The sequence below is a fragment of the Brevundimonas sp. NPDC092305 genome, from assembly GCF_044755415.1.
Classification (GTDB): Bacteria; Pseudomonadota; Alphaproteobacteria; order Caulobacterales; family Caulobacteraceae; genus Brevundimonas.
The window spans coordinates 1,366,451-1,388,018 of the sequence record NZ_JBIVQY010000001.1 but is presented as its reverse complement, the minus strand read 5'-3'; the positions used below and the strand labels follow the sequence as shown (position 1 = coordinate 1,388,018).

The window sequence follows — 21,568 nt, the reverse complement described above, 5'->3', positions numbered from 1 at the left end:
AACCGGCCGGTCCATCATCCGATCCGGTCGCGCGAGGCGGCAGGGTCCAACACCGCCTTCAGGAGTGAGACCCGTGTTTCATCACCCCCGCATCGCCATTCTCGGCCTCGGTCTGGGCCTCATCGCCTCGCCGGCGATCTCACAGCAGTCCCGACCCCGCATCGAGGTCCAGGCGCCGGGCGAACTGGGCAGCGGCCGCGTCCTGCTGTTCGCGCAACGGATCGAGGCGGGGGAAACCGAGCCGCCCAAGTCGGTTTCGGCGGATCCGTTCGTCCACAAACAGAATTTCGTCGCCGCCCGGGAGATTCCGGGGCTCGCGGCCGGGGCTCGCATCGGACTGGATGGCGATGATCAGGCCTATCCCGCGTCGATGAGCGCCCTGGCGCCCGGAGATTACTGGGTCCAGGCCGTCCTGGATCGGGATCATGACTACGCCTATCGCGGCGCGCCGACCGGAGACGACGTGGTCTCGCCGGTCCAGCGCATTACACTGCCGACGTCGGGCGCCGCGCCCGTCCTGACGCTGTCCACGACGGTTCCGACCTGGCCGCTTTGGGAAAGCGCGCGGGGCCCGATGTTCAGCGCCGAGGATCGCGCGGTCGTCGACCAGCGGATCAAGCCGTTCGAATTCGTCAGCCCGACCCTCAGCGCCTTCCATGGTCGACCCATCACGATGCGCGGCCTGGTGGTCACGCCCGTCGGCTACGACGAAGGCTCGGACACCTATCCCGTGGTCTATTTCACCCACGGTTTCGCGGCGGGCATGGAGTCCCTCGGCGACAGCGCGGTCGGCGTCCTGACCGCCACGCATGCGGGTCGTTTGCCGCCGATGATCTGGGTCATGCTGGACCAGAGTGGACCGTTCGGAACCCATGAGTTCGCCGACAGCGTCAACACCGGACCATGGGCGACTGCCCTGACCCGTGAGCTGATCCCGGATATCGAGGCGCGCCACCGGACCGACGGACGGGCGGAGAGCCGCTTCCTGATGGGCCACTCCTCCGGAGGCTGGGCGATGCTGTGGCTGCAGGTCAACCACCCGGACCTGTTCGGCGGCGCCTGGATCAGCGCACCCGATGTCACCGATTTCACCGACTATCTCGGCGTGGACATCACCCGGCCGGAGGCGCGGGTGGTCTCGGAGATGGGCCGGATGGAGGCCGTCCTCGGCGACTACGGCGGTCAGGCGTCGTCGTTCGAAGCCGTCTTCTCGCCCCGCGGCGCCGACGGTCGTCCGATGCCCCTCTATGATCGCGCGACCGGAGCCGTCGATCCGCAAGTCGCGCGCTACTGGCGCGAGCGCTGGGACGTTTCCCAGCGGGTCCGGACCGGCTGGGTTCCGGAGCGGCTGGATAATCGCCTCCACGTCTGGGTCGGCGCGAACGACCAATTCGGCCTCGACCGATCCGTGCGCCGGCTCGAGGCGGCCGTGACGGCGGTCGGGGGCCGGGCGGACTTCACCTACCTGCCGGGGAAGGGTCACTTCGACCTGTACGCGGACGGCGGCGACCGGTGGGCGTTGCGTCGGATCATGGCCTGGCAGATGTGGAAACGGGCCCGGCCGAATTCACCGCTGGCCGATCCCGTGGCAACGCCGCCGGCGTCCTGAGGATCGGCCGTCCGTTCCTGAGGGCCGCGACAGGCGATCCGGGCGGATTGCGCGAAAGGGGGGCCGACGCGCTGCGATCCAAGCGCCTCAGCGAGCCATCCCGCAGACATTTCGTCGACGCGGCCTCGCATGTCCGCGGCGCCGCGGCATCATGGCCGTCCATAGGAGATTACCTCATGAGACTGACCTGTACCGCGGTCTGCGCCGCACTGTCCGTGGCCGCGGCCGCATCGCCGACCCAGGCCCAAAGCTTTCTCGATACGCTCGCCCGGCGCGCCGCCGCGGCGACGAGCGACGCCGTCTCGGCAGCGGCTCAGGGTGTGCGCAGATCGTCGGCTCCCGTCGCCGATGCGTCGGCTGGTTCCACCGCCATCCCTCCCGAGCGCCGGCCCGATAGCCGATCGTCCGGCCCGCGATCGAACCGCGCGACCCGGGACACAGCGCCCGAGGCGGAAGGGATGGAGGGGCTGTCCGAAGACGCGCGGTTGCGGGCGTGCACGGCGCGCTATCCTCTCGACGGTCTCGTCCACCCGGAGCGCGAAAACCGCGCGGCGCAGTTCTATGCCTGCATGGGACCGGGCTGGGGCGAAGGGGGCTGATCCAGAGCCGTCGCCCAGACGCTGAAAGGCGCCCGGATCGGTCCGGGCGCCTCTTTTTTGGATCGGTGCGTACGCCCGGGGCGCCAAAACGGGCGGGCGTCAGCGCTGCCGTCGACGCCGTCAGACCAGTTCGTGCCAGTTATCGCCGGGCTTGCAGATCAGGCCGACCCGCTCGACGTGCTCGTCGCCGCGATCGCCGGTCCAGCGGAGCTGCTTGCAGGGCCAAGGCCCGATGGCCCGGTCGCTGGTCACAGTGATGGCGTAGCGCGTGCCGGTGTGCGACCCCGTCCAGGTCAGGGCCTCGCCGACCCCGAGCGCGCCGAGCCGGTTCTCGAGTTGGTAGTTGCCCACCCCGATGCCCCGGACCTCGTGGCGCGGCCAGGAGTCGAAGTTGAAGCCGCCCTCGCAACTGGCGCAGGCGTAGCGACCGATCTGATCGAAGGAACCCTTGGCGTTTTTCTCTGCGTCGGAGAAGCGAAGCTGGCCGGGCCGACGGATGTCGGCGGAATAGTTCAGGGGGCGGGGCGCGGGGAAGTCCGCCGGAAGGCCGCCGGCGGCTGCGGGCGCCTGGGGGGCGGACGCGGACGGAGCCGCTGACGCAGCGGCGGCGGGGCGCGCCGACGCGGGCGGCCGGGGTGCGGTGGCCGCGGTCACGGCGCGCCCGACCACGGCCTGGGCCGCCTGTTCAGCGGCCCTCCGGGCAAGGCCGCCAAGGAAATCTTGGGCGGCGACGGGCTGCGGGGACGCAATGAGTAGCAGGGCGATGACGCCCGGGGTTGACCGGTTCATGGGACCTCCTTGATGAGAGGTTCGTCCTAGGCGAATGCCGCGGCAGCGGCCCGGAACGCTCGATCAATGCCGGGCGAGACGACCAATGTGCGACGAAAAGCGGGTCCGGGACCGCGGGCGGACTGAACGCCGTCCGGCAGGGCTCAGGAGGTCGCCACGCCGCTCAGCCGGGCCTCCGCCTGGCGAACGAACTTGCCGCCGACCTTCACGGCAGCGCCATTCGAGAGCACGGCCACGGAGCCGGACGAACCCTGCCGCTGCAGACGACGGACGGCGCCGGTGCGCACGAAGGCGGACCGGCTGACCCGAAGAAACATGTCCGGGTCGAGCTGCTGCTCCAGCGCGTCCATGGTGGAGCGCAGGATATGCGCGGCGGTCGGGGTCTGGAGCAGGACGTAGTCCCGGGCGGCTTCGATCCAGTCGATCGTCTCTGCGGCGACCCAGACCGTTCCGCGGGCCTGCTGGATCCAGAACCCCTGAAGGCCTCGCGTCGGCGGCGCGGGGACCGGCTCCGGCGCGGGGCGGCCGGCCTTGCGCACCCGCGCCTTGTCCAGCGCCATGCGGAGTCGCTCTTCCTCGACGGGTTTGAGCAGATAGTCGATCACGTCGAGATCGTAGGCATTGAGGGCGAACTGGTCGAAGGCGGTGATGAAGACCAGATCGACGGCGGCCTGGGCGCGCAGCGTATGGGCGAGGCGCAGGCCGCCCTGTCGCGGCATGCGGATGTCGGAGAGGACCACATCGGGCTTGAGCGCGTCGACCATGGCGCTCGCCTCGTCGCCGTCACCGGCGCGTCCCACCACCGTTACGTCGGTCATGGGGGCGAGGATGGCCTCGAGCAGGTCGAGGGCCAGCGGCTCGTCGTCCACGAGCAGGACGCGCAGCATCGGCCCGGACGTCGGATCGGTTCGGTGCGACAGGGTCATCGAATGATGAAAGCCGATCCCGCGGCTCCTGTCCTGTGAAAATCCGGTCATGGCGATGTAATCCGCAGGCAATGCAGCATCGGGGTGGGGGCTGGGAAGCGCGACCGCCCAGTCTGTCGTAATTCTGTCGATCGGCGGCGATGTCATCGCAGACCGGGAGCGGTCGGACACCATTCAAGGGATAGGACGGTCGTCGTCCGCGATCCGGCCCTGGTCGCGGCGGCTTCCGGCGGCCGGGCCTCACACCCCGAGGGGCGGCCGCCGGTCTTCGCCCTGGTCGCTGGGGGGAGGTTGGGCGCCGGCGCCGGGGCCGGATTACCGGTTTCGTCGCATTTTGGTCGCCCTGCGGACGCGCGACCGAAACGCCCGCGCGGCCAAACTGTAATCCCCGTTACACCGGTCCCCAAACGGAGATCGCCATGTTCGACACCCTGCCATCGCGAAGCGCAGCCGCCCGGCCGGCCCCGCCCACGCTCTCTCCCGAAGCCCCCGTGGCGCTCTTCCTCGGCGAAGCCGCGAGCCAGGCCCGGATGGAGCGGGCCTGCGAGGACGCCAATCTCGCCATCGCTCATGCCGAAACCCTCCCGGAGGCGATCAGACATCTCAGGGGCGGGCGGGTCGCCGTCGTTCTGCTCGGAGGGCTCGCCGGGGGACAGGTTGATTTCTCGGCCTGTCACGAGCTGTCGCGCCTGCGCGCCGCCCCGGTCATGGTGCTCGCGGACCGCGACAATCCGACCGATCGAATCCTGGCGCTCGAACTCGGGGCCGACGACTGGGCCCCGGCGGACTGCTGTGATCGCGAGATGGCCGCCCGCCTCAAGGCGGTGTTGCGCCGGGGCGAACACCAACCGCCGGCCATGGGCGTCGAGGAGGTCGGCGTCTGCGGCTGGCGCCTCAACCGCGCGACGGGGGAGGGCCGCCATGAAGACGGCGCCCGGACCATCCTGTCGCGCGCCGAGCTGCTGCTGCTTAATCTCTTCGTTCGCAACGCCGGTCGGGTGCTGACCCGCGCGGATCTTCGGGCCGCCTTCGGCGACGAGTACGCGGCGGACGAGCGTGGCATGACGGTCAGCGTGTTCCGGCTGAGGCGCAAGCTTGAACGGGGCGATGAGATCATCCGCACGATCCGCTCGGTGGGCTACGTCATGGACGCCGCCGTCGTCCGGCTCTGAGGACAGGCGACTGGTCCCGGTCATACGGGTTCAGACTTCGCGGCCGCTTTCCAGCCCCCGTGGTCGCGAACAGAGGCCCGGCCGTGCCGGAACAGGGCCACCATCCGGTCCCGATCGAAATCGAAAGGTCGGTCCGCCCCGTACGGACCGGACGTAGTGACCGAAAGCTCCAGACCGTTGAGCTGGGCGAACTGGCGGGTCGCGATGAGGCTCAGCCGGGTCGCCGCGTTCAGCATGGCCTCAAGAGCGCGGCCGATCAGGGACACATTGCTGTAGGGCTCGATCCGGAAAGCCTCCTCCGGCGAGCCATTGACGATCACCCAGATGCGTCCGGGGGCTGCGAGATCGTCCGGCCTGAACAGGGCTTGCCCTCCGTCAAGAACGGTTTCGGGCGCCACGAAGAAGTTGGCGGTCAGGCGGCCGTCGGCGTGAACTTCCCGGATCAGGCCGGTCTTCGTCTCGAGCGTAATCGGCACGGGAGCGAAGGCGCCGGGGACGCTGGAGGCGGCGGTCAGGATGTCGATGAACAGGTCACGGGCGTCGGGCCGGCCGGACGCGGCCAGCGCGCCCAGATCCCAGATCACCTGCTCGCGCGTATCCATACTCGTGGTGGCCACATAGAGACGCCGGCCCTCCCGGTGGCCGCGGGCCACCTCATCGAGCAGGCGGTCGTCGACCGCCCGCGACACCAGCGCGCGGAGCGGCCCGGTCTGGTAGAGTCCCGGCTGGATCACCGCGCCCGCCCAGCGGGGCTTGAGCAGATGTTCGGTTCTCCCGTCGGTGAAGGCGGCCTCCAGATCCGCATCTCGGGAGGCGCCGATAAAAGCCCAGGGCGCCATCAGGGCGCCGATGCTGACGCCGGTGACGACCTCGAACACCGGCCGGTCGCCCCGCTCGCTCCAGCCGACCAGCACGCCAGCCCCGTAGGCGCCGTTGGCGCCGCCGGAAGACAGGGCGAGCAGGTCGAAGGCGCCGTCAGTCGGCGCGGCGGCGGCCGCCGTCACCTCCGCGACGAAGCGCGCACGGTCTCGCGCCGCGCCGCTTTCCAACCTGAACACCGGGCTGGCGTCGTGAAGGGCGTCCCGGCTGTAGGCGGCGCGTCCGACCGATTGACAGCCGGCGACCAAAAGGGCGGCGGCGAGCGCCGCCGGCAGCAGCCGGGTCATGGGTCCTCCGTCGTCCTGTCGCGGGCCAACTACCCGCGACTCCGAGGCTGTCGATCGTGGTTGCGACGGAATTTCTGCGAAGAGACATGCGACGGGGAGGGCTCGCCCGTCGCAAACCGGTCGGTTCGTCGCGGGAAGCGCGCCTCGTCCGACAGAATGCTGGAGACCGCGTCCTGAGGCGGACCCCCAAGGCGGTGACGCGCCTCATGACCCGGAGGAGGCGGACCAACCAATGCATCAGAGGCTCATCGACTACCTCGGCGGCGTCGCCGTCGGGACTGGCCTCGGCGCCTTGGGGGGGCTCTGCCTCGGAGACCCGGCCGGCGGCGCGCTTGTGGGGGGCGTGACAGGCGTCTTTCTGGGCGCCGCGGTCCGCGCCTGGCGTACGCGTGACCAACGCGAGAGCTACGAGGATCGGGGATTGTCCGAATGACGCCTGTTCCGGCCGCGCTCGCCCTGGTGATCGCCGTTTTCCAGGCGGCCGGCCCGTCTCCCATGGGGGAGGATCTGATCGGTCGTCGCGCCGCCCACGGCGAAGCCGACCTGATCCGGCGTGGCTTCATCAACGTCGATGGCGAAACGGCGGAGGCGGCCGTGCGAACCTGGTGGAGCCGGGACGAGCCCGCCGCCTGCCTGGTGGTCGACACAAGGGATGGCCGGTACGCGGCCGTGTCCGCCGCCCCGGTTCAAGCGTGTATCGAACGCAGGAAGGAGGTCGGTCGCCATGAGGGGGCGCCTGACGTCCGCACGATCCGGTTCGCGCCGGGCGCCGCGTCCGGTCGCGAGACGGGCGTGCTGGGTCCATCGGATCGGGCGCGATACCGGATCGCCGTGCGCCGGGGTCAGACCATCACGATTGACCTGTCCTGTGACGCGGCGTGCGGCTTCGAACTGTCGGCGCCGGATTCAAGCGACGTGATGCACCGGGGACCTGCGCCGGCCGGCGGCCTCCGGACCGTGGCGCCGCTGACGGGGCCATATGCGCTGGATGTTTACAGGCGCGACGCATCCGGTGACGCGCCCATGGGCTTCACCCTTCAGATCGCTGTCGAACCCTGACCGGGGAGCAGACCGCCCTTTTTTCGGCGGTTTCAGGCTCGTTCGTCGAAAACTCGTCGCTTCGCATGGGTCTTCGACGATCCAGGCTCGCCCGTGGCGCCGCGCCGGGTACGTCGGGTCGAAACGAAAGTCACCTGACCATGGCCACACGCGCCCTTCCTCTCGCCGCCTTCATGATCCTCGGCGCCGGCCTGACCGCCTGCGGCGACGGGGACGCCGTTGACGAACAGGCGGACAACGCCGTCATCGAGGCGCGTCCGAGCGTCGACCCCGCGCGGGTGATCGAGGGCGTCGTCCATGCGCCGGACGGCGTCGATCTGGCGGGCGCCCGCGCCTTCGCCTGCCTGACGCCGCAGGAAACCTGCCTGCAGGACGCCCAGGCCGATGTGACCGTGAAAGACGGCGTGGGCCGCTACAGGATCATCGTGCCGGTCGCCGGCGACTATCATGTGATGATCTGGAAGGACGCCGACGGGGACGAGGCGGCGGAACCGGGCGACGTCCAGGCCTTCGCCAACAACATGGAGCCCGTGGCGTCGGGCCAGATGCTGTCGCCGATGACGGCCTTCCTGCGCCAGGACGGCGAGATGACCACCAATCTCGGCGGCGCGCCGATGGGCGCGGCGGCCGAGCTGGCCGAGTCAGCCCGGACGGTGCGGACCCTGAATCTGGCGGGCCGGTGGAGCCAGTCGTCCTCGGGCAGCGAGCTCGTCTGGGGTCCGGAGATCAAGATCCAGCCAGCCATCTCGACCTCCGGCTTCGGGACCGATCTTGGCGGGACATTCGGGCCGGGGTCCCAGACCAACACCACCATCGTCTATTCCTACAAACCGATGCAGGTGAGCCGCCGGATGACGCTGACCGTTCAGTCGGACGGACGCTTCCACTGGGTCGCCGAACAGGAGCGTCGGCAGGGGAACTGCCGCTCCGTCCGTCAGGAAAAGTTCGGACGCATCGCCGAGGACGGGGATCGGGTGACGTTCGTCGTCGCCGACGCCCGTCAGAGCTGCGGCGGCGGCCGCGCGGAGGCAATGGACGCCAAGCCCGAGACCTTCAGCCTGTCCCGCAGCGGCGGCGCCTTGCGACTGAGCGGCGACAAGGGCGTCGACTGGACATTCCGGCCTGCCGCCTGAGCCCGAGCCTGCCGGGTTCGGCTGAGCTGCTCGCCCCGACATTTAATCCTCTAAGCCACGGACACGCCATGACACGTCTCCCGTCCGCCCTCGCGGCCCTCGCGATTCTTGCCGCCTCGCCCTGCGCGGCGCAGTCCGGTGATCTGACCGGGACCTGGGCCCACGCCGGAACCCAGTCCGAGCTCGTGATCCGCTCCAGCATTCAGCAACGCGGCTACAGCATGCCGGGCGATTTCAGCGTGGGCGGCTCCATGGGGCCGGGATCGGCGACCAATATGGTCATCTCGACCACCCCGACCCCGACCATGGTGCGCCGGGAGATGGCCCTCATCATCCAGGCCGACGGCCGGTTCAGCTGGATCAGCGAAAAAAGTTACGCCGAAGGATCCTCATGCAGGATCCAGGTCCGACAGGACAAACTGGGTCGGGTCAGCGCGGCCGGGAGCCAGGTCACCTTCGCCATCGATCGGGGTTCGGAGAGCGCGACCCGCTGCAACGGTCAGACCAGCCGCAGCGACCGCTCCGGCCGGTCGGAGACCTACCGTCTGACCCGCTCCGGGAACCAGCTGCGGGTGAGCGACGGGACCGTCACCTGGACCTTCAACCGGCAATGATGAGCTTCATCCGGACCGGATCCGGCGTGTCCGCAATCTCGATTTAAAAGGTATACCAATGCGTCTGATCCCCCTCGCCTTCGCGGCCATCCTCGCCCTGACCGCGCTTCCCGGTCAGCCCGCCGTGGGGAAAGAGCCTCCCGTGACCCAGGCGAGCCGGAAATCGGCCGGTCCCGGCCTCGGCAACTCCACGGCGCCTCTGGTGGGCGATCCCTTCGAGTTGCCGGACGGCATTGAGCTGGAGACACCGATCCTCGCCTATTCGCCGGAAGATCCCATCGACTGCGACGAGAAGTATCCGGAGGACGGCACACCGGCCGCCAACGGCAGCGCGGTCACACTGTGCCTCGCGTTCCGGAACACCACCGGGCGAACCGTGGAAGTGAGGCTTCCGCCGGGCCTGACCTTCAGGGCCCTGAGCGACAAGGTGCAAAGCGGGTTCGTGGTCCAGTGGGTCACGATCCGCATTCCTCCCGGCGAGCGGTTCGTGTCTCCCGTGCACACGCACTGTCTGAACCAGAACCGCAACACCTCGCGCCGCAACGACGAATTTGAACTTGGGCCCGTGCTCGACCTTCCCGGGTTTGACCGCCTGATTGAGGCGCTGGGGGATAAGGTCGTGCCGCGGCGACATGTGGCCACCGTGCAGTTCGCGGTCACGAGGCTGTCGAATGGCGAAACGGTGCCGGCCGAAACCTGGGCCCAGCTCGAGGCGCTCTGATTGGGACCGGCGGGAGCAGCACGCCATCTGCGCCAAGGGGCGACATCCGGTGGTGACGTGAGCCGGGCGCCGCCCCGGGCGGAGATCCGGAACGGACAGGGCGGCACGCCCGCAGGGGTGTTCCGTCCCTGCGCGAGCGAGACCCTGAAGTTCCTCGTCGTGGCCGCTGATCCCGAAGCGCGAGAGCAACTTCGCCGGACCGTTCTGGATGTCTATCCGGCCGTCCACGTCGTCCTATCGGATCGCCGACATGGGCTGGAGGCGATCCGCAGTCATAACCCGGACATCGTCCTGCTCGACGCGTTGGAACCCGTCGACCTGGCGCGGGTGCGTGACCGACGGTCCGCGATCCTGCTGCGCCCCGAGTTGATCGTCGTGAGCCCGGACAAGGCGCTGCTGGAGGACGCGTTCGAGTGCGACGCCGCAGGGTATGTCCAGCAGCCCGTTCGCATGGACAGGCTGCGGGCGGCTGTCGACCGTGCCCGTGACCGACTTGACTTGCGCCGACGCGCGGCCGGGATGCTGGAGGCGGAGCGTGACGCATCGACGCTTGCGGAGGAGGGGGCCTGGGTGATCAGTCGGGGCGGCCGCATCTGGCTGGCCTGGCGCCGGGTCGAACGGCTGGAGGCGGCGGGAGATTACGTAGTGCTCCATACGGGCGGGGAACCCCTCACGCACCGGGCGACGGTGGCGGAGATGGCGGCGCCGCTGGAGGCCGCGGGTCTGATCCGCATCCATCGCTCGACCATGGTCCGGCCTGAACGGATTGCGCGGGTTGTCCGGTCCGGGCGGGTTCTGATCGCGATTCTGACCGACGGTTCGCCCCATCGCGTCGGGGAAAAATACCGGCAGGATTTCCGCGAGACGCTCGGTCTGCCCCGCAGGGTGGTCAAGGCGTGATCGGCGGGTGCGGCGAGGCGGGCGCCAGGACGGTCGGCAGAATGTTCGTCGATGAAGCCGCCCGCCCATGTCCGAAGAGGACCAGGGTGTGCGAGCGAACTCCTGAGGAACGACGACATGCGTGGCAATATAGCGGTATTGGTGCTGACGGGCGCACTGATCGTGGGTCCGGCTTCGGCGCAGGACTGGCTGACCGGGATCGCGCGCAGCGCGGCCCAGTCGGCCGCCCAATCCCTGACGAACCGCGCGGTGGGGGCGGTCGCCGGCGCGACCGCGGGTCCCGCAACGCCGTCCCGGGGATCTGCAGGACCGACGACGGCCGCGCACAACGCCCTGGCGGACATGTATGACGCCGACGGCAACTGGATCTATCGTGCCCGGCCCGGAGGTCAGCAGGGCTACGATGGCGAGCCGGTCTGGCGGAGCGCCGCTGAATGCGCGGCCCTGAATCACCTGTATGATGTAAAGTCCGCCGAGCTCCAGGCCTGGCTGATCTCGGTCGGCTACCCTGTTTCAGACTCCGAAGTGGACGGCGCTCGCCAGGCAGAGGCGGCTCAGCGGATAATCAGCAAGTTTCGGGACCTCGGTCTGATGCGTCTGCGGATCGACCAGGCCGGTTCCGATGTGGAGAGCCGGTTCGACGAGGAGATGCGCCGTCAGGTCGCCGTGTTCCGTGCGATGGACTGGAGCGTCGGGGACCGGCCTTTCCAGACCCGGGCCAACCGCTGCGACGGCTATTACAACTCGCTCAGCGGTCTCAGGTACAACATGCAGAACGGCAGGGGCGACGGGTCGCGCGCGGCGCCGTGGCGTTAGGCCGCATGCCGGTTCGCGCGAAGGCCAGGCCGGTTCTCTCCACATCTGACTGCATGCAAGGCCGCGATCGTGCGACGCCTGATCCGGGCGCCGTCATGCGCGCTTGTCCGGATCGGGTGAGTCCGACGCGGCGAGGGCTGAGGGCTGATGTGTCAGATCGGTCGGGCGGATGATGCGTATCAGGACGATCTTCGTGAACGCGGACGGGCGGCCTACGCGGCGCGCCGTCATGCGGGTTTCCGAGCGGCGCAGGTGATCTTCAACAGAGATATCAGGAGGGTGTGTCACTCACCCGACTTTGGATCGGAAAGCCGGTCCGCGGGTTGCAGACCCGCAATGTCATCGATCGCTTTTGTCGGCGCGGGTCCGACGACCCTCTATGCCCTGAACGCCCTTCTCGCCCACGGCGTCCGGGACGCGCGCATCACCGTGTTCGAGGCCCAGGCGACCGCAGGGCTGGGCACGCCCTATCGCCCCGGCTGGAACGACCCGGCCATGCTGTCGAACATCGCCAGCGCGGAAATCCCGCCGCTGACCGAAACCCTGCTCGGATGGCTGCAGTCCCAGCCGCCCGAGGGTCTGGCGGCGATGGGGGTGGACATCGCCGGGATCGACGACCGCGCCTTCGTGCCTCGGATCGTCCTGGGCCGCTATTTCGAGCGTCAGTTCGCCAGGATGGTGGACCGCGCTGCGGTGCACGGCGTGCGGATCGAGGTGCGGACGGGATGCCGCGTCGTCGACGTCGTCAACCGCACGGACGGGATGGAGTTGACGCTGTCGTCGTCGCCGCATGGGGCGACGAGCCAGGCGCTGTTCGACCATGTCGTTCTCGCCACCGGGCACCAGTGGCCGTCCCGGCAGGAGGTGCGGCCGGGCTATTTCGCCAGCCCCTGGCCGGCGACGGCTCTGGCGGGGATCGGGCCCACCGAGATCGGGATCCGCGGCTCCTCGCTGACCGCTATCGACGCCGCGGTCGCCCTGGCCGGGTCGCACGGCGCCTTCGTACGCCGGAATGGTGAGCTGTCCTACGCGCCCGATCCGGGCACGGAGGGGTTTCATCTGACGATGATGTCGCGCAAGGGCCTGCTGCCGGAGGCGGACTTCTATTTCCCGCTGCCGCACGGGCCGCTGGAGGTCTGCACCGAGGCGGCCATCGCGGACCTGGTTGCGAAGGGCGCGCCGGATCTGCTGGACGCGGCGTTCGACCTGTTCCGGCGCGAACTGCAGGCGGTCGATCCCGACTATGTACTGGGGACCGGTCTGGCCGAGGCCACGCTGGAACAGTTCGGGGAGGCCTATTTCGCAGCACGCGCCGGCACGGACCCGTTCGACTGGGCGCGCGCCAACCTGGCCGAGGCCCGGGCGAACCATGCGACCCGGACGACGGTGGCCTGGCGGGACGCGATCCTGCGCATGCACGAGGTGGTGGCCGCGATCGTGCCCCATCTCGACGGCGCGGCCTTCCAGAGATTCAGCCGCCACTTCAAGCCGGTGTTCGTCGACGCCTACGGCGCGGTGCCGCATGAATCGGTCGAGCGGATGCTGGCGCTTCATGACGCGGGCAAACTCAGTCTGCTGGCGGTCGGCGACGACTACCGGATCGACACCCACTGTCCGGAGGGGGGCGCGCGGCTGATCCAGGGCGGGGCGAGCCGACATTTCCCTGTCTTCATCGAGGCGACCGGCCAGAGGCCGCTGGGGGCGATCCAGTTCCCTTTCCTGTCGCTGATCGAACAGGGGATCGTCCGCGACGCGTGGTCGCAAAACGCGGACGGAAGCTCGCGGGGCATCGTCATCGACGACGTCTTCCATCCGGTGAGCGAAGGGCTGGCCGCCGACCGGCTGTTCTGCCTGAGCCTGCCGTTCATCATGGGCCGACACCCCTTCGTCCAGGGCATTACCAGTTCGCATGAAATGGGCGAGATCGTCGGCAAGGAACTGGCGCGGGTCGTTGAGGCGCGCGCGTCCGCGGTCGACAGACTCCAGGACGTGGCCTAGACCGCCGGACGATGAAACTGTTCGCGATCTACATCGGCGGCGAGCATCCCGCCGCCAATATCGAGGTTCACGACATCCGGTTTGTGGTCGCCGAAACCGTCGAGGGGACCCACGCTGCGCTCCAGGCGCAGTGGTGGGGCAAGCCGGGGACGCTGCACATCGACTGCTGGTCGGAGATCGTCCGGGCGGACGGCTATGAGGTGTCGCTGCGGCCGGAGCCCTTCGAGGGACCGGAGAGGCTCTACTACGTCAATCTCGGCGGCTATGACGGCGTGGCCTTCGCCGAACAGCACCGCAACGTCTTCGTCGTCGCCGATGATCTCTCGGCGGCCAAGTCGCGGGCGATCAGGCTGGCGGCCGGTTGGAAGGACGCCCACCGCGACGACATGTACGAGGCCGAGCAGGCCTTCGCCCTGGATTCAGTGACAGAGGGCGAGCGGCTGTACGTCCATCTGACGCCGAGCGCGCTGGCGGGCGATCCGGCCTTCACCTGTCGATACACGCCGATCCGCTGACGCGGGTTCACGGCGCGGGGCGAACGTCCGGCAGGCGCGGCGAAGGGGCTGCCCTCCTGATGACAGGGCGGCGAGGCGATTGGCGTACACGTCGCGAGCGCCGCGAACGGGGTCGCGCCGCCGCGGGGGTGTGACGGGCCTGTCTTCGAGACGGACTGGTCAGCACAGGGGCGCCAGGCGATCGGACCAGACGCTCCGGTCCTGCGTGGCCGCCGAACGGTCGCCGCGACCTCTCCCGGCGACCGGGCCCGTCGTCGCCCGCAAGGCCGAGCGCACGCATCACTCCCGTGAGAGAGCGGACCCACGCGAGGCCGCGCGGCGCATCAGTCGACGTCGAACGGACGTCCGCGGTCCCCGAGCAGGACCCAGCCCGCCCGGGTGGGCCAATAGCCCGCGCGGCCGCGCCGCTCCGCATGCCCGGTCACGACCAGCTTCTCGCTGGCGCCGCGGACCTCGGTCCGGGTGTCGTCCACGATGTCGAGGAGGGCCTCGATTCGCTCTGCGTCTGTCATGGCGGCGAAAGTACAGGTTCCGCCAGCCAGAGAAAGCGTCGCGGCGCCGTCCCGTTGCGGGTGCGCCGGCATGCAGCGCTGCGCGCCGAACGGCCGCTCGTCGCCATTCGACTCGACGGACCCGTCGGATGCGCCGGGATGGCTGATCGCGCCGCCTCCCGGGTTCCGCATCGGCAGGAAGAACAGCGAAGCCGGAGGCCAGGCATGCGGCGTGCCATCGCTCGCAGGAGACGCCGCTCTCCCCCAGGTATTCCTCAAAGAGGTGGATGAAACCTTTCGTGTTCCGTTTTTGTTCTTGTCGCCGGAGCGGGTGACGACATAGGAGTCGGCCCGCCCGGCTGGCGCGGGAGGATCAGATGTCGAACTTAGGGATCGGACGAACAGTGGGGGATGGTGTTGCGAGGATCTGGGATGGATGGCGAGCTCGCGTGCTCGCATGTCCGCCGGAGGAAAACGCCGCGGTCCCTGCTTGACCATGTCCCTGTTCTGCAAGCCGCGCATCGCGCGTGAGGACCTGCCGCCGCCGACAGGCCGCCGTCTCATCGTGCGATGTCTTTCGCCGGGCTGCGGTCATGCCGCCTTGATCGATCAGCGCCGCGTCTTCGGGTCTTCGCGTGACTGGCCGCCGACGGGGCGCTCCAACCGGTTCCGCTGTGTCTGCGGGGGCCGGGAGAGCCACGTCGACTACACGCGTCACGCCCACGCCCGCGAGGGGACCGTTCATCCCGACGCGCTGCGGCTCTGGTTCTGATGGCCGATCCCGCCCTGTTTTTCCTCGGCCTCGCCCGCCTCTCCGACGGGCGCAGCGTGCCGATCTTCGGCGCACGCCTGTGCGCCGGCTTTCCGTCCCCCGCCGACGACTATCTGGAAGAGGCGCTCGATCCGGCCCGTCTCATCGTGACCAATCCGGCCTCCACCTTCATGTGGCGGGTGTCCGGGACCAGCATGATCAGGGAGGGGATCAACGACGGCGACTATGTCGTGGTCGATCGGAGTCTCGTCGCCAGGGCCGGCGACGTCGTGGTGGCCATCATCGACGGCCTGCCCAGCGCCAAGAAGGTTGTTCGTCTCAAGGGCGGGCGCCTCGCCCTGGACTTCGCCGACGCGGCCGGCACGCGCCTGATGCTCGACGAAGCCTCGGAAGCGCTGGTCTGGGGCGTCGTCTGCTGGTCCCTCACGGCCCATCGTCCGGCCCGCTGAGCATGGGACAGGCCAGCGATCGCGTCTTCGCCCTGTCGGACGGCAACAGCTTCTACTGCAGCTGCGAACGGGTCTTCGAGCCGGCGCTCGAGGGGCGGGCGCTTATCGTTCTCTCCAACAACGACGGTTGCGCGATCGCCCGAACGCCGGAAGCGAAGGCCCTCGGCATCCGGATGGGCGATCCCTGGTTCAGGGTCCGCGACCGGGCGACGGCGGCCGGGGTGGTGGCGCGGTCCTCGAACTATGCGCTCTACGGCGACATGAGCCGACGGGTGAACGACGTCTACCGGACTTTTGCCCCGGACGTCGAGATCTACTCCATCGACGAGAGCTTTCTGGACTTCAGCGACGCGGCCCGCCCGGCCGCCCTGGCGCGCGAGATGCGGGCGACGGTGCGGCGCTGGACCGGCATTCCCACCTGCGTGGGGCTCGGCCCCACCCGCACCCTGGCCAAGGTGGCCAATCACATCGCCAAACGCTTCCCGGACCTCGGCGGCGTCTGCGACCTGACGGATCCGGCGACGCGCGGCGGCTGGCTGGCGCGGGTCGGGGTCGCCGATGTCTGGGGGGTGGGACCGGCCTCGACGACCCGGCTGCGCGCCCAGGGAATCGAGACCGCCGACCAACTGGCCGCGCTCGATCCGCGGGCGGTCCGGCCCCTGCTGACCGTGGTCGGGGAGCGGCTGGTCCGGGAGTTGAACGGCGTCCTGTGCGCCGATCTCGAAACGACGCCGCCCCGGCGCAAGGGCATGGCGGTGACCCGATCTTTCGGCCGTCCGGTGACCGACCTGGCGGAGATGCAGGAGGCCGTCGCCGCCTATGCGACGCGGGTGGGGGAGAAACTTCGTCGCCACGGCCTGCTCACCCGACGCCTCACCGTCTTTTTTCACACCAGTCCCTTCGCCGACGGGCCGGCCCGGTCGGTCAGCGGACTGGCGACGCTGCGCGAACCCACCTCGGATACGCTCGAGCTGGTGCAGGCCGCCGTCGGCGCGGTCCGGCGCCTGTGGCGCCCGGGGTTCCGCTACGCCAAGGCCGGGATCGTCCTCGACGAACTGGTTCCGCCGGAGGGCGCGCCCCGCGCCCTGATCGAGCCGGCGGATCCCCGGCGGGAGGCGCTGATGGCGGCGCTGGATCATGTGAACGGCCGGTTCGGCCGCGGCGCCCTGGCGCCGGCGCGGGCCGGACTGCGCAGGGCCTGGGCGCTGAAGGCGGAGATGCGGAGCCCGGCCTACACGACCCGGCTTCCGGACATCCCCGTGCTCCGCTGCTGAGCGCGCCGACTCCGCATTCAACGACCGCCATGAAGGCTCCGCCCATGATCCGGTCCGCAGGACACGCAGCCCATGTCGATGACCGGGCCGCCGCCCGCGCCGCTGTCCAAGACGCCGCCCAGGCCATGTTCGTTGCTGGGGACGGCGGTCCGTGCATGATCGCTACAGATTGTCGAAGACCCGGCAGGCCGCCCTTGCGGGGGGCGAGCCCGGGACGCCCGGCATCCGCAACGCCGCAGGCCGGACGGCCGCCCTCGCGGGCTTGACGCCGCCGCCGGCCGGACGGGCGGATCAGCGATCCACGAGGACTTGCCGCGAGTTGGCGGGGGGGCGGCGGCCTGATAGGCAGGTCCATGACCAGAGGATCAAAAGCCCCCCGCACCGAGACCGACGTCGCCTTCGACAAGGAGGTCGGACATCGTATCCGCGCGGCCCGTCTGGCGAGCCGCATGACCCAGACCGATCTGGCGAAGGCGGCCGGGGTCACCTTCCAGCAGATGCAGAAATACGAGAAGGGCGTGAACCGGGTCGCCGCGAGCCGGCTGGCGTCCATAGGCGCCGCGCTCGGGGTCCAACCCTCGCATTTCCTTGACGCCGGCTCCGAGGCGGCGGCGGCGCCCGCGGACGCGCAGCGCGTGATGGTGCTTTATGGGCGCTGCAGCGACGCCCAGAAGAGCATGGTGCGCCAGCTGCTGGAATCCATGGCCGCGAAGGGCTGAGCCCGGCGTCCCGGGGCCTCCCGGAGGGCAGGTAAGGGCGGGGGACGGGTGCTCCGATCGGGAGCGCCAGGACGCCCGCCATGTCACCACGTCTCCACCGCGCCGCCGCGGCTCCGACTGAAGCCGCCTTCGATCCCGTCGATCCGGAGCCGTCCGCCTTCGACGATACCCGCCTGCTGGCTGTGATCCTCTCCGGCGGCTCCGCTGCGGGGGCCACGCTTGCCGCCGCCCTTACGGCGCGCTTCGGCAGCCTCGGGGCGGTCCTGGCCGCCGACGCCGGGGAGCTCGGCCGGGCCGGAGCCGGTCCGGCCGAGGTTCGCCGTCTCGGGTGTCTGCGGGAAGCGGCTGTCCGCTGCGCGCGTGAAGCGCTCCGGGACCGCCCTGTGATCTCCTCGTGGAGCCAGCTGCTCGCCTACGTGAGAACCGCGCTCGCGAACCTGCCCAGGGAGGAATTCCGGGCGCTCTTCCTCGACAAGCGCAATGTGCTGATCCGTGAGGAATTGACGGCGTCAGGCACGATCGATCATGCGCCCGTCTATCCGCGGGAGCTGGTCCGCCGCGCGCTCGAACTCTCCGCCTCCGCGATGATCCTGGTCCACAACCACCCCTCGGGTGACCCGACGCCCTCGACGGCCGATATCGACATGACCCGCAAGGTCATCGAGGCGGCCCGCGTTTTCGACATCCAGGTTCATGACCATCTGATCGTCGGCCGGCACGGCACGGCCAGCTTCAAATCCCTGGGACTGATCTAACATGGCCTCGCTCCACGCCATCGTCGACGCCCTCGGCGGAGAGGTCTGGGACGGCGGGCGACGCGCCGCGGTTCGCGCGCCCGGCCACAGCCCGCGCGACCGCTCGGTCGCCCTTATGCTGTCCGGCGACCGGGTGGTGATCCACGCCTTCGGGGGGACCGACTGGCGCGAGGTCAGCCTCCATTTGCGCGATCTCGGCCTCATTGACTCCGGCGGCCGGCTCACGGGCGCTGGCTCTTCGGCGTTCTGGCCGTCGCCGCCAGCCCCGCCTGCGCGGCCCGATCGGCTGGACCGCGTTCGAGCGGCGCGCATGCTCTGGGACGAGGCCAGGCCGCTGCGGCCGGGCAGCGCCGCCCTCGCGCATCTGGTTCTGCGCCTCGGAGCCATGGACGCGGCGGCGCCGGACAACCTGCGTCATCATCCAGGGGCGCCCGTCTCGGTCTTCGGCGTCCGCACGCGCCGCCTGCAGGCCCTGATCGCCCGCATCTGCGACGCGGCCGGGGCGCTGACGGCGGTCGAGATCGTCTACCTTCGGCCCGACGGCCGCGCCGCGACCGAGCTGCGGTTGCCGCGCAAGACGGTGGGGGTGGTGCCGCCGGGATCCGCCGTCCGGCTCTGGCCGGCCGCGCCGGACCTTCTGGTTGGCGAAGGGGTGATGACGACCCTCTCGGCGTCGCGCCGGTTCGGCCTGCCGGGCTGGGCGCTTCTCTCGGCCGGCAGTCTGGCGCGTTGGGTTTCACCGCCCGAAGTCCGTCGCGTTCTGATCGCGGCGGATCGGGGTCGCGCGGGGGAAGCCGCGGCGGGCGCGCTGCGGGACCGGCTATCGTCCCGGGGAGTCGCGGCCGACGTCGTCCTGCCTCCGCCGGGGGCCGGCGACTGGAACGACATGGCCGTGGCGCAGCGAAGGGAGGAGGAAGGGCGGTGAGGGGCGCCGGCGCGCACGGGGATAGGCCCCACGGCCGGCGGGAACCTCACCATGACCAGAACCGCCAGGGCCTCTCGCCCGAACGCCCACGCCTCCGCCCCGAAGCCCGCGCCGCCGGTCTCCATCCGCAGACGGGAGACGACCGCCCGTCTCGGTGATATCGACATCGCGCCGGAGAACCTCCGCGCCGGCGAGCCGGCCGACGATCAGGTGCCGCAGCTCGCCGCAACCATCAGGGCCGCGGGCCTGTTGCAGCCGCCGACCGCCCGGCCCGGGCGGAAGGGCGAGGCGCCCTGGATGTTGCTGGATGGGCGGCGCCGTCTGCTGGCGCTCCGCCTGCTGCGCGACGCGGGCGAGATCACCGACGACCATCAGGTGGGGCTCTTCGTCGAGACGGACCGGGCGCGGCAGGCTGCGGCCGCCGTGCTGACCAACACGGCCGCGCCAGTCCATGTGGCCGACATCATCGCCGCCATCGGCCGCATGCTGAAAGCCCGGCTGGGCGTGGCGCAGATTTGCGCCGCGCTCGGCTATGCGGAGGTCGAGATCCGCAGGCTCGCGGCCCTGTCCGCGCTTCCCCCCGAGGCGCTCGAGGCGCTCAGGATCGGGCGGCTGACCCTGAAACAGACGCGGCTGCTGGCCCGGCTGAGCGACAGGGGGGAACAGACGGAGCTCGCGCTGGCCGCCCTGGACGGGCAGGGGTTCCCGGACTGGCGCCTGCACGAACGGCTTGATCGGGACCGGGTGACGGCGACTGACGCGCGCTGCCGCCTGGTCGATCCCGAACGCTACGCCGCCGCCGGCGGCCGGCTTGAAGCTGACCTGTTCGGCGAGCGGCCGCCGGTCCTGCTCGATCCCGAGGTGTTGACCACGGCCTGGATGGACCGCGTACGCGCCGTGGCCGAGGTCTTCGAGGGGCGTGGCTTCACCGTTCATGTGTCGGCGGGCGACGCACCCGAGCGTCCTGTGGACCTGGAGGCCGTCGGCTGGGGCTATGGCGCCGGCCTGACTGCCGAGGAGGCCTTGGCTTGGCGCGAGGCGCGAGACGCCCACAGCATGGCGGTGGAGGAAATCGCGGACCTCTCGAGCGCGGATGAGGTGAGTGTCCGGCTCACTGAACTGGTCGAGGCGCGTATCGCGCGCGATCAGGCCGCCGTCGGCGGCCGCGCGGTCACGACGATTGTCCTGACGCCGTCGGCCCGGACAGGCCTCGACATCGAATGCTGGACGCCCGTCGAGCCGTCGGTTGAGCCGGACGACGACGATGAAGACGGGGACGCCGCCGCCGCTCTTGTCTCGCAGTTCAGCCGGCCGACGTCCCGCTCGCCGGTGCTCACGCTGCCGAGCCCGGATGTCGGGAGCGCGGGCCACGCCCTCCACGCCCTGCGGACCGAAGTGGCGACGCGCGGTCTGGCCCGGGCGCTCGCCGATCGTCCCGACATCGCCCTGACGGCGCTCCTCGCGCGGATGTTCACAAGCCTCGTTCTCGAGCAGCACCGCTCGCCGGAGGACGCGGTTCTCGGCGTGATCCTGAAGCCGTTCCAGCCCGGCGGAGCCCGGGTGATCGAGTCTCTCGACGGCGATGTGCTCGCGCGTCTTGAAGAGCGCCGGCTCGCCTGGGACGCCTCGGGGCTCACGGTCGCCGCTTGGCTGCAGGGTCTGGACGCGGAGGACCGCATGCGATTGCTCGGCGAGCTCGTTGCGGTGACCGTGGACGTTCGTGAGGCGCGCACGACCGGCCTTCGGACCCCGGCGCGCGCGGCGGCCGCCGAGCTGGCGACCCTGTGCGCGGCGGACATCACGGCGCACTGGACGCCGGACGCCGCCTTCCTGCAGGCCCACGGCAAAACCGAGCTCGTCGAGATGCTCGAGGCCATGGGCGCACCCGATCCCGGTGCGCACAAGCTGAAGAAGGCTGAGCTCGTGGCGCGGGTCGAAGCCGCGGCGTCCGCCAGGCGCTGGGCGCCGAGCGGTCTGGACTGGGCGCTGCTTCTGGCCGGCGACGATGCGCCGAACGCCGACAAGGTCGCGGACGGTGACGACGACTGCGCCGACCCCTCCGACGAGGGAGAGGGCGACGACGAGACGGGCGCGTTCGAAGTGACGCCGTCCGGGGTGGCGGAGCTCCAACGGCCGCCGACCTGATCCGGATGAAAACCGGGCGCG

Annotated in this window: 21 protein-coding genes and 1 pseudogene; 18 read left to right on the top strand and 4 right to left on the bottom strand. The window is 70.2% G+C overall.

All coding sequences use genetic code 11. The features are described from left to right. Positions 1-73 precede the first annotated feature (73 nt). Positions 74-1,609, top strand: a complete 1,536-nt coding sequence (locus ACIQC9_RS06975; protein WP_400613825.1) for an alpha/beta hydrolase — start codon at positions 74-76, stop codon at positions 1,607-1,609. Positions 1,610-1,785: 176 nt separating this feature from the next. After that, positions 1,786-2,208, top strand: coding sequence for a hypothetical protein (locus ACIQC9_RS06970; RefSeq protein ID WP_400613822.1), 423 nt, complete (start codon positions 1,786-1,788; stop codon positions 2,206-2,208). Positions 2,209-2,328: 120 nt separating this feature from the next. On the opposite strand, the gene ACIQC9_RS06965 is transcribed toward ACIQC9_RS06970, so the two are convergent. Both ACIQC9_RS06965 and ACIQC9_RS06960 read right to left on the bottom strand, forming a co-directional pair. Beyond that, positions 2,329-2,997, bottom strand: a complete 669-nt coding sequence (locus tag ACIQC9_RS06965; RefSeq protein WP_400613820.1) for a hypothetical protein — start codon at positions 2,995-2,997, stop codon at positions 2,329-2,331. Positions 2,998-3,140: 143 nt separating this feature from the next. Beyond that, positions 3,141-3,974: a LytR/AlgR family response regulator transcription factor gene (locus ACIQC9_RS06960; RefSeq protein ID WP_400613819.1), complete on the bottom strand. Its 834-nt coding sequence runs from the start codon at positions 3,972-3,974 to the stop codon at positions 3,141-3,143. A 368-nt stretch (positions 3,975-4,342) separates the two neighbouring features. Between ACIQC9_RS06960 and ACIQC9_RS06955 the strand changes: the two genes are divergently transcribed. Next, on the top strand, positions 4,343-5,095 hold the full coding sequence (locus ACIQC9_RS06955) for a response regulator transcription factor (protein WP_400613817.1): 753 nt from the start codon (positions 4,343-4,345) through the stop codon (positions 5,093-5,095). Between the two features lie 20 nt (positions 5,096-5,115). Here the strand turns inward: ACIQC9_RS06955 and ACIQC9_RS06950 are convergent, their stop codons facing one another. Further along, positions 5,116-6,261, bottom strand: coding sequence for a patatin-like phospholipase family protein (locus tag ACIQC9_RS06950; protein ID WP_400613815.1), 1,146 nt, complete (start codon positions 6,259-6,261; stop codon positions 5,116-5,118). Positions 6,262-6,493: 232 nt separating this feature from the next. Between ACIQC9_RS06950 and ACIQC9_RS06945 the strand changes: the two genes are divergently transcribed. The 9 genes and pseudogenes from ACIQC9_RS06945 to ACIQC9_RS06905 all read left to right on the top strand — a co-directional run bounded on the left by ACIQC9_RS06945 (position 6,494) and on the right by ACIQC9_RS06905 (position 14,017). Continuing rightward, the gene (locus ACIQC9_RS06945) at positions 6,494-6,694 is read left to right on the top strand and encodes a hypothetical protein (RefSeq protein WP_400613813.1); all 201 of its coding nucleotides are present in this window, start codon (positions 6,494-6,496) and stop codon (positions 6,692-6,694) included. Next, on the top strand, positions 6,691-7,320 hold the full coding sequence (locus ACIQC9_RS06940) for a hypothetical protein (protein WP_400613811.1): 630 nt from the start codon (positions 6,691-6,693) through the stop codon (positions 7,318-7,320). The genes ACIQC9_RS06945 and ACIQC9_RS06940 overlap by 4 nt, the downstream gene beginning before the upstream one ends. 140 nt (positions 7,321-7,460) lie before the next feature. Further along, complete coding sequence (locus tag ACIQC9_RS06935; RefSeq protein ID WP_400613809.1) at positions 7,461-8,453, top strand: hypothetical protein; 993 nt, start codon at positions 7,461-7,463, stop codon at positions 8,451-8,453. A 68-nt stretch (positions 8,454-8,521) separates the two neighbouring features. Next, positions 8,522-9,067, top strand: a complete 546-nt coding sequence (locus ACIQC9_RS06930) for a hypothetical protein (protein WP_400613806.1) — start codon at positions 8,522-8,524, stop codon at positions 9,065-9,067. A 142-nt stretch (positions 9,068-9,209) separates the two neighbouring features. Then, complete coding sequence (locus ACIQC9_RS06925; protein ID WP_400613804.1) at positions 9,210-9,788, top strand: hypothetical protein; 579 nt, start codon at positions 9,210-9,212, stop codon at positions 9,786-9,788. A gap of 57 nt (positions 9,789-9,845) precedes the next feature. Further along, positions 9,846-10,688 (top strand): LytR/AlgR family response regulator transcription factor, encoded by an 843-nt coding sequence (locus ACIQC9_RS06920; protein WP_400613802.1) that lies wholly within the window; start codon positions 9,846-9,848, stop codon positions 10,686-10,688. A 117-nt stretch (positions 10,689-10,805) separates the two neighbouring features. Beyond that, positions 10,806-11,504, top strand: a complete 699-nt coding sequence (locus tag ACIQC9_RS06915; RefSeq protein ID WP_400613800.1) for a hypothetical protein — start codon at positions 10,806-10,808, stop codon at positions 11,502-11,504. Positions 11,505-11,651: 147 nt separating this feature from the next. Further along, positions 11,652-12,338, top strand: a pseudogene (locus ACIQC9_RS06910) (FAD/NAD(P)-binding protein); the annotation flags it as partial. 1,175 nt (positions 12,339-13,513) lie between these two features. After that, complete coding sequence (locus ACIQC9_RS06905) at positions 13,514-14,017, top strand: DUF1543 domain-containing protein (RefSeq protein WP_400613797.1); 504 nt, start codon at positions 13,514-13,516, stop codon at positions 14,015-14,017. 323 nt (positions 14,018-14,340) lie between these two features. On the opposite strand, the gene ACIQC9_RS06900 is transcribed toward ACIQC9_RS06905, so the two are convergent. After that, the gene (locus ACIQC9_RS06900) at positions 14,341-15,006 is read right to left on the bottom strand and encodes a hypothetical protein (protein WP_400613795.1); all 666 of its coding nucleotides are present in this window, start codon (positions 15,004-15,006) and stop codon (positions 14,341-14,343) included. A 273-nt stretch (positions 15,007-15,279) separates the two neighbouring features. On the opposite strand from ACIQC9_RS06900, the gene ACIQC9_RS06895 reads away from it, so the two are divergent. The 6 genes from ACIQC9_RS06895 to ACIQC9_RS06870 all read left to right on the top strand — a co-directional run bounded on the left by ACIQC9_RS06895 (position 15,280) and on the right by ACIQC9_RS06870 (position 21,547). Beyond that, positions 15,280-15,729 carry a LexA family protein gene (locus ACIQC9_RS06895; protein ID WP_400613794.1) on the top strand — a complete coding sequence of 150 codons (450 nt, stop codon included), beginning with the start codon at positions 15,280-15,282 and terminating at the stop codon, positions 15,727-15,729. Positions 15,730-15,731: 2 nt separating this feature from the next. Next, positions 15,732-17,003: a Y-family DNA polymerase gene (locus ACIQC9_RS06890; protein WP_400613792.1), complete on the top strand. Its 1,272-nt coding sequence runs from the start codon at positions 15,732-15,734 to the stop codon at positions 17,001-17,003. A gap of 353 nt (positions 17,004-17,356) precedes the next feature. Next, complete coding sequence (locus ACIQC9_RS06885) at positions 17,357-17,722, top strand: helix-turn-helix domain-containing protein (protein WP_400613790.1); 366 nt, start codon at positions 17,357-17,359, stop codon at positions 17,720-17,722. 80 nt (positions 17,723-17,802) lie between these two features. After that, the gene (radC, locus tag ACIQC9_RS06880; RefSeq protein WP_400613788.1) at positions 17,803-18,477 is read left to right on the top strand and encodes a DNA repair protein RadC; all 675 of its coding nucleotides are present in this window, start codon (positions 17,803-17,805) and stop codon (positions 18,475-18,477) included. A 1-nt stretch (position 18,478) separates the two neighbouring features. Then, on the top strand, positions 18,479-19,402 hold the full coding sequence (locus ACIQC9_RS06875; protein WP_400613786.1) for a toprim domain-containing protein: 924 nt from the start codon (positions 18,479-18,481) through the stop codon (positions 19,400-19,402). Positions 19,403-19,453: 51 nt separating this feature from the next. Further along, a complete protein-coding gene (locus tag ACIQC9_RS06870) occupies positions 19,454-21,547 on the top strand; it encodes a ParB N-terminal domain-containing protein (RefSeq protein WP_400613784.1) in 2,094 nt (697 codons plus the stop codon). Positions 21,548-21,568: the final 21 nt, after the last annotated feature.